Genomic DNA, 7,145 nt, shown 5'->3' with positions numbered 1-7,145 from the left:
GGGCGAAACGGTCGGTCATTCCGGCAATGAAATTGCCGATCCGCCGGGCCCGGTCGGCCTCATCATCCGCCTCCGCCCCCAGCAGCCATTCCGGCGGCAGCTCGGCCGGCGATTTCAAATATTTCGCGAACAGGTCGAACAGGATCTGTTCGGCCTCCCCCATCACCCGCATCACCCGCTTGTGGCGGTACATGTGCTGGTAGAGGAAGCGCTTGATGGCGGCCTCCTCCTCGGCGACGTCAGCGGGAAACGCGATCAGCGCCCGGCTCTGCTGGCGCACGTCCCGGGCCGATTGCGGCTTGGTGGCGGCAAGGTTCTTCTGCGCCTCCGCAAACACCGCGCCGATCAGGTGCGAGATCAGCTCGCGCACCAGCTCGGCGCCGCGCCTGACGTCTTCGAGCGCGGGATAATGCGCCGAGGTTTCGGCAATGATCTCGGCCGTGAGCGGCATCACCTTGAGATCGTCGAGATCGAACAGGCCGGCGCGCAGACCATCGTCGATGTCGTGGGCGTCATAAGCGATGTCGTCTGCGATCGCCGCGACCTGTGCTTCGAGCGAGGCGAAGCTCCACAATTCGAGATCGTAGACCTTGATGTAGTCGGCGATGCCGACGGGAATGCCATGCTCACGATAATGTCCGACCGGCGCGCCGCTGCGATCGGTCAGCGGGCCGTTGTGCTTGACGATGCCCTCCAGCGACTCCCAGGTCAGGTTCAGGCCGTCGAATTCGGGATAGCGGTGCTCCAGCGCCGCGACGACGCGCAAGGCCTGGGCATTGTGGTCGAAGCCGCCAAACTCCTTCAGGCAGGCATCCAGCGCCCGCTCGCCGGCATGCCCGAACGGCGGATGGCCGAGATCGTGCGCCAGCGCCAGGGTTTCCGTGAGGTCCTCGTCGAGCCCGAGCTGCCGGGCCAGCGCGCGGGCGATCTGCGCCACCTCGAGCGAATGGGTCAGCCGGGTCCGATAATGGTCGCCCTCGTGGAACACGAACACCTGGGTCTTGTACTTGAGGCGGCGGAACGCGGTGGAGTGGATCACCCGGTCGCAATCCCGGCGGAACGGGCTGCGGGTCCGGCTCGGGGGCTCGGCGACCAGCCGGCCGCGGCTGCGATCGGGGTCGCAGGCATAGGGCGCGTGGGGGGCAGCCATTCCGACGGACACGGCGAATTTAGTCCCTATCCATTTGATTCTGCGTATGGTGGCACTTAACTATGCCGGATGCGGGATACCAAATGAATTGGGTATGACGCCGCCGACGATCGGAGACCGGAAATGACGACTGCCGTGACCATCAGTGACCGGGCCGCACGCCGGATTGGGGAGATCCTCAAGGGCGAAGGGTCAGGCGCGATGCTGCGCATCTCGGTCGAGGGCGGCGGCTGTTCCGGCTTTCAGTACAAGTTCGACATCGACCGCGACCGCACCGACGACGATCTCGTGATCGAGCAGGACAATGCGGTGGTGCTGGTCGATTCCGCCTCCCAGCCGTTCCTGGCGGGGTCGCAGGTCGATTTCGTCGATGACCTGATCGGCGCCTCGTTCCGCGTCAACAATCCCAACGCGACGGCGTCCTGCGGCTGCGGGACCAGCTTCTCGATCTGAGCGCCTACGCGCCGGTGATCTGCCGTTCTTCCTCGCTCCACTCGACCTCGACCGGCATCAGCTCCGGCTGAAGCGGCGCGTCGTCCGACGCCACGTGGTTTAGCGCCCGCAGCAATGCCGCGACCAGCGCGGGCTTGCGCAGCGGCTTTGCCAGAAAGTCCGACATGCCCGCCTCGCGGCAGATCCTGACGTCTTCGGGGAAGGCGTTGGCGGTGAGCGCGATGATCGGCAGGGCCTCGAAGCGGCCGCCTTGCGCGCGGATCGCTCGGGTTGCCGCAAGACCGTCCATATCGGGCATGCGCACGTCCATCAGCGCGACATCGTAATCGCCCTCCGAGGCCGCAGCGACGGCTTCGACGCCGTCGGTGACGACGCGCAGCTCGACATCGAAGGCACCGAGCATCTTGCTCACAACCATGCGGTTGACGGCATCGTCCTCGGCGACCAGCACCTTCAACGGCCGGTCGAGTTCGGCGATACGCACCTTGAGCTCGTCGGCCTCGTCGCGGCCGGTCGCCTGGTCTGATACCGGCGCCTGGCTCCAGGGCAGCACCAGCGTGAAGCGGAAGGTCGAGCCCTCGCCCGGCGTCGAGGTGACGCCGATCGTGCCGCCCATCTGCTCGATGATGCGCCGGGAGATCGCAAGCCCAAGCCCGGTGCCGCCGAAGCGCCGGCTGATCGAGGCGTCGGCCTGGGCGAAATCGCTGAACAGCTGGCCGAGTTTTTCGGGGGCGATGCCGATGCCGCTGTCCGTGACGGTCCATTCGACGGTCGCCAGCAGGTCGCGCCGCGCCTGGCAGGTGGCCGAGATCGTCACCTCGCCTTCGTCGGTGAACTTCACCGCGTTGGACGCGAGGTTGAGCAGCACCTGCCGGATGCGCGCGACGTCGCCGCGCAGCGTCGGCGGCAGGTTCGGATCGAGCTCGACCTTGACCGTGAGCCCCTTGCTCTTGGCGCTCGCGCGCACGACGGTCGCGACCGTCTCGACCAGCGCCTGCGGCGCGAAGTCGATCGCCTCGAATGCGAAGCGGCCGGCCTCGAGCTTGGACAGATCGAGGATGTCGTTGAGGATGCGCTGCAGATTGTCGCCGGACTCGCGGATCGTGGTGACGGCCTCGCGCTGCTCTGGATCGAGCTTGGTTTCGAGCAGCATGCTGGCAAGCCCGAGCACGCCGTTCATGGGCGTCCGGATCTCGTGGCTCATCACGGCGAGGAAGTCCGACTTGGCGCGGCTCTCGGCCTCGGCCTTTTCCGCGCGCCAGCGCTCGGTCACGTCGCGGCCGAAGCCGCGATAGCCGAGGAACTGGCCGTCGCGGTCGTAGGCCGGCTTCGCGGTGAGCGACCACAGCCGCGCCTCGCCGCCGGCAACGACCTTGAGGTTCATCTCGTGCAGTGGCTCGGCATGTTCCATCAGGCCGACGATGTTGTAGGCCGCGCCCTTGTCCTCGGGGCAGAGCATGTCGAGCACGTCGGCGAAAAGCGAGCCCTTCAGCAGCGGAAGCGGCAGCTGCGCGACATCGGCGAAGCGCTCGGGCACGTCGATCAGGTGTCCCTCGGCGTCGGTCTGCCACAGCCAGTCGCTAGCGTTCTCCTGGAAATCCTTCAGCAGCAGCGAGATGATCTCGGTCTGCCGCTCGAGTTCGAGCTGGGACTTGAGATTGCCGAGGAACAAATTGCCTTGCGAGACGATGTTGCGCGCCATGAAGAACGCGAACAGCAGCAGGAACCCCGAGGTCACCAGATACGGCCCGGCGCCGCACAATAGCAGCGCGCCGGCGCAGCCGACCGTCATCGTGGCGAGATAGACGAGGCCGGCGCGCGGGAAGGTCGAGAGCGTGAAGACGCCGCCGGACATCACGCCGACCATCAGGCAGGCCAGGATCAGCTGGCTGGTCGGCTCGATGTGGCTGAACAGCGCGAGTGGCAGCGTGGCCCAGATCGCGGCGAGGAAGAACGCCTGCCGCAGCATATGCCGTGCGGCGCGGGGCGAAGCCTCCTGCGGCGGGCTCCGATACGACCGCCGCCACGAACGGACCGCGAGCGAGGCGGTGGCCGCGAGCGTCAGGCCCCAGATCGCGAGGAAGTCGTTCCAGCCCCTACCCCAGAACAGGATCAGCACGATGGCGACGTTGAGCAGTGTGACGGCCATCGTCACCGGGATCAGCCGCGTTACCGCGTCGATCTGCTTGGCGCGGATCCGTCCCAGCTCGCGCTCGCTGAGATCGGCGGTCAGGCCGTCCTCGATCTCGAAGCCGCCGAGCCAATACAGGAACGCGCCGACCAGCCCGTCGCGCGGCTCAGCTCGTTGTGAAGTTTCGACCCGCCAACCCATCCATGGAACCTTTTCCGTATCAATGGCCTGCGGCCCGCTTAAGCCGGGTTAATTTTGTGGGAGATTTTGCGGCGTCCTTGACGGGGGCGTTTGCATTTTGTTCTAACGGGTGCCCCTGCCCGGAGCCGTCGAAATGCCCATCAGAGTAGCCACCTGGAACGTCAACTCGGTCCGGCAGCGGATCGACCTGCTCCTGACCTGGCTGAAGGAGTGCCAGCCGGACATCGTCTGCCTCCAGGAGATCAAATGCGTCGATGAGGCGTTCCCGCGCCTGGAGATCGAGGCGCTCGGCTACAACGTGGTCACGCACGGGCAGAAGACGTTCAACGGCGTCGCCCTGCTCTCGAAGCTCCGCTTCGACGAGACCAAGTCGGGGCTGGCCGGCGACGACGAGGATGCGCATGCCCGCTTCCTCGAGGGCGTGGTGACGCTCAAATCCGGCGTCCTGCGCATCGCCTGCCTCTACCTGCCCAATGGCAATCCGGTCGGGACCGAGAAATATCCCTACAAGCTCAAATGGATGTCCCGGCTTCTTGAGTATTCGAAGGAGCGCCTCAAGACCGAGGAGCCGCTGATCCTCGCCGGCGACTTCAACGTCATTCCGCATGCCCGCGACGTCTCCAATCCTGCCGCCTGGACTGAGGACGCCCTGTTCAAGGCCGAGACGCGGGAGAGCTTTCAGTCCCTGCTCGGCCTCGGCCTGACCGACGCCTTGCGGGCCGTGACCGACGAGCCGGGGCTCTACACTTTCTGGGATTACCAGGCCGGCGCCTGGCAGAAGAACCAGGGGCTGCGCATCGACCATCTGCTGCTGTCGCCGCAGGCCAGCGATAAGCTCGCCAATGTCGGGATCGACAGCTATGTGCGCGGCTGGGAGAAGCCGTCGGACCACGTTCCAGTATGGGCGGATCTGGATCTCGAGGCGGCGTGACGCCGTCTCCTGGGGATCACTCGCGGCGGCCCTGCACCCATTGTTCCAACATTTGCAGGCACATGGCGCGGTCGTCGTCGGAGGCCTTGGCGAAGGCGCGGTTGTAGCTTTCCTTGATCCAGGTCTCCTCGGCACCGGCACTGTCACGCGCCAGCGTCAGCCACATCAGGCCGCGCGCGGCCTGCCGCGGCAGACGGTCGCCGTTGAACAGCATCTGGCCGAGCAGCGCCTGGGCCTCGTGCTGGCCCTTCTGGGCGGCGAGCCCGAGCCAGCGCGCGCCATAGCGGAAATCCTCGCGCGAGGCGTCCGGCGTCTTCAGGTACAGCCGGGCGAGATCGTACTGGGCATCCGCGTTGCCGAAATAGGAGGCCGCATAGGAGAACATCTCCCGCGCCCGGTCCTGGTCCGGCTTGATCTTCGAGTTCGGGATGCCGCTGAGATAGTAGCGGCCGAGCGCGACGAAGGCATTGGCCACGATCTGCGCCTGCGGCGCCGAGGGGCTGTCCTCGGCATGCGCGTTGGCGATCCGGCTGAAATATTCGAAGGCGCGCACGTCGTCCTGGGCCACGCCGTCGCCATTGGCGTACATGCGGCCGAGCTTCCACTGCGCGATCGGATGGCCGCCCTCGGCGGCATATTGCAGGGCGCTGAGCGAGGTTTCCTGGGTCGCCGGCGGCACCTTGCTGCGCACCGCACCCGCGGCCCCCGGCAAGGTGGTCACGACAGGGATGGTCGCGTCCTTCTGGTTGACCGGCGCGCCGTCGAAGGCGAGCGCCGGCGCGGCCAGAGCACCGGCCCCCAACACAAACGCAACAATGGCACGCCTAGATGTCCGCATAACACTGTTTCTCGTGCGCACCGCCGGGATGGGTGACTGCCCCCCCGACCGCTGGTCCAACCTGCTGAGCATATTTCCAGAGCGCGCCCGTCGTGTGGTTAGTCGCGCGAGCGCTCCATTTGGTCTTGCGCTGGGCAAGCTCCTGGTCGCTCAATTTTACGTTAAGGGTACCGACGTCCGCATCGATCTCGATGATGTCGCCATCCTCGAGCAGCCCGATCGGGCCGCCGATGGCGGCTTCCGGCCCGACATGGCCGATGCAGAAGCCGCGGGTGGCGCCGGAGAAGCGGCCGTCGGTGATGAGCGCGATCTTGCCGCCCATGCCCTGTCCGGTCAGCGCCGCGGTGGTCTGGAGCATTTCCCGCATGCCCGGGCCGCCCTTGGGGCCCTCGTAGCGGATCACGATGACTTCGCCTTCGCGGTAGGTGCGCTTCTGGACCGCCTCGAAAGCATCCTCCTCCCGGTCGAAGCACCTGGCCGGACCGGTAAACTTGAGGTTGGACATTCCCGCGACTTTCACGATCGCACCTTCTGGCGCCAAATTGCCCTTGAGACCCACCACACCGCCGGTGACGGTGATCGGCTTGTCTGCCGGGTGCACCACGTCCTGGTGCGGATTCCACTTCACGCTCTTGAGGTTTTCGGCGATCGTTCGACCGGTGACCGTAATGCAGTCGCCGTGGAGAAATCCGTTGTCGAGCAGCGTCTTCATCAGAAGCGGGATGCCGCCTACTTCAAACATGTCTTTGGCGACATAACGGCCGCCCGGCTTCAAATCCGCGACATAAGGTGTCTTTTTGAAGATTTCGGCGACGTCGAACAGGTCGAACTTGATGCCGCACTCGTGCGCGATCGCCGGCAGGTGCAGCGCAGCATTGGTCGAGCCGCCGGAGGCCGCGACAACGGCGGCGGCGTTCTCCAAAGCCTTGCGGGTGACGATGTCGCGCGGCCGGATGTTTTGGGCGATCAGCTCCATCACCTGCTCGCCCGCGGTCATGCAGAAGGCGTCGCGGATTTCATACGGTGCCGGAGCGCCGGCCGAGTAAGGCAGCGCCAAGCCGATGGCCTCCGAGACGGTCGCCATGGTGTTGGCGGTGAACTGCGCGCCGCAGGCACCTGCCGAGGGACACGCCACGCGCTCGATCTCGTCGAGATCCTCGTCCGACATGGCGCCGACCGAGTGCTTGCCGACGGCTTCGAACATGTCCTGCACGGTGACCTGCTGCCCGCGGAAATTGCCAGGCAGGATCGAGCCGCCATAGATGAAGATCGAGGGCACGTTGAGGCGCACCATCGCCATCATCATGCCCGGCAGCGACTTGTCGCAGCCGGCAAGGCCGACAAGGGCATCATAGGCATGGCCGCGGACGGTCAGCTCGACGGAGTCGGCGATGCATTCGCGCGACGGCAGCGAGGAGCGCATGCCGTCATGGCCCATGGC

General features: G+C 66.0%; 6 protein-coding genes. 2 read left to right on the top strand and 4 right to left on the bottom strand.

All coding sequences use genetic code 11. From position 1 onward, the window contains the following. Positions 1 to 1,162, bottom strand: a 1,162-nt coding sequence (locus AC1D00_RS19380; protein ID WP_477011762.1) for a deoxyguanosinetriphosphate triphosphohydrolase, incomplete at its 3' end; no start/stop codon positions are given. Positions 1,163 to 1,273: 111 nt separating this feature from the next. Here AC1D00_RS19380 and erpA point away from each other — a divergent pair. After that, a complete protein-coding gene (gene erpA / locus AC1D00_RS19375; RefSeq protein WP_011087527.1) occupies positions 1,274 to 1,603 on the top strand; it encodes an iron-sulfur cluster insertion protein ErpA in 330 nt (109 codons plus the stop codon). 4 nt (positions 1,604 to 1,607) lie between these two features. Here erpA and AC1D00_RS19370 read toward each other — a convergent pair whose 3' ends face one another. After that, entirely contained in the window at positions 1,608 to 3,935 is a 2,328-nt protein-coding gene (locus tag AC1D00_RS19370) for a hybrid sensor histidine kinase/response regulator (RefSeq protein ID WP_477011761.1), read from the bottom strand. Between the two features lie 133 nt (positions 3,936 to 4,068). Here AC1D00_RS19370 and xth point away from each other — a divergent pair, with 133 nt between their 5' ends. Then, on the top strand, positions 4,069 to 4,866 hold the full coding sequence (gene xth / locus AC1D00_RS19365; RefSeq protein WP_049823691.1) for an exodeoxyribonuclease III: 798 nt from the start codon (positions 4,069 to 4,071) through the stop codon (positions 4,864 to 4,866). Positions 4,867 to 4,882: 16 nt separating this feature from the next. Here xth and AC1D00_RS19360 read toward each other — a convergent pair whose 3' ends face one another. Further along, positions 4,883 to 5,704: a tetratricopeptide repeat protein gene (locus AC1D00_RS19360; RefSeq protein ID WP_027546585.1), complete on the bottom strand. Its 822-nt coding sequence runs from the start codon at positions 5,702 to 5,704 to the stop codon at positions 4,883 to 4,885. Then, positions 5,691 to 7,145: dihydroxy-acid dehydratase (ilvD, locus tag AC1D00_RS19355; protein WP_477011760.1), on the bottom strand; the 1,455-nt coding region annotated here is incomplete at its 5' end. The genes ilvD and AC1D00_RS19360, both read right to left, overlap by 14 nt.

This window comes from Bradyrhizobium sp. P2_E8, from assembly GCF_056403875.1.
This window is presented reverse-complemented; position numbering and strand designations above follow the sequence as displayed.

Coding starts and splice junctions, on each gene's coding strand:
- AC1D00_RS19370 (WP_477011761.1), bottom strand. CDS start 3,935: ATGGGTTGGCGGGTCGAAACTTCACAACGAGCTGAGCCGCGCGACGGG.
- erpA (WP_011087527.1), top strand. CDS start 1,274: ATGACGACTGCCGTGACCATCAGTGACCGGGCCGCACGCCGGATTGGG.
- xth (WP_049823691.1), top strand. CDS start 4,069: ATGCCCATCAGAGTAGCCACCTGGAACGTCAACTCGGTCCGGCAGCGG.
- AC1D00_RS19360 (WP_027546585.1), bottom strand. CDS start 5,704: ATGCGGACATCTAGGCGTGCCATTGTTGCGTTTGTGTTGGGGGCCGGT.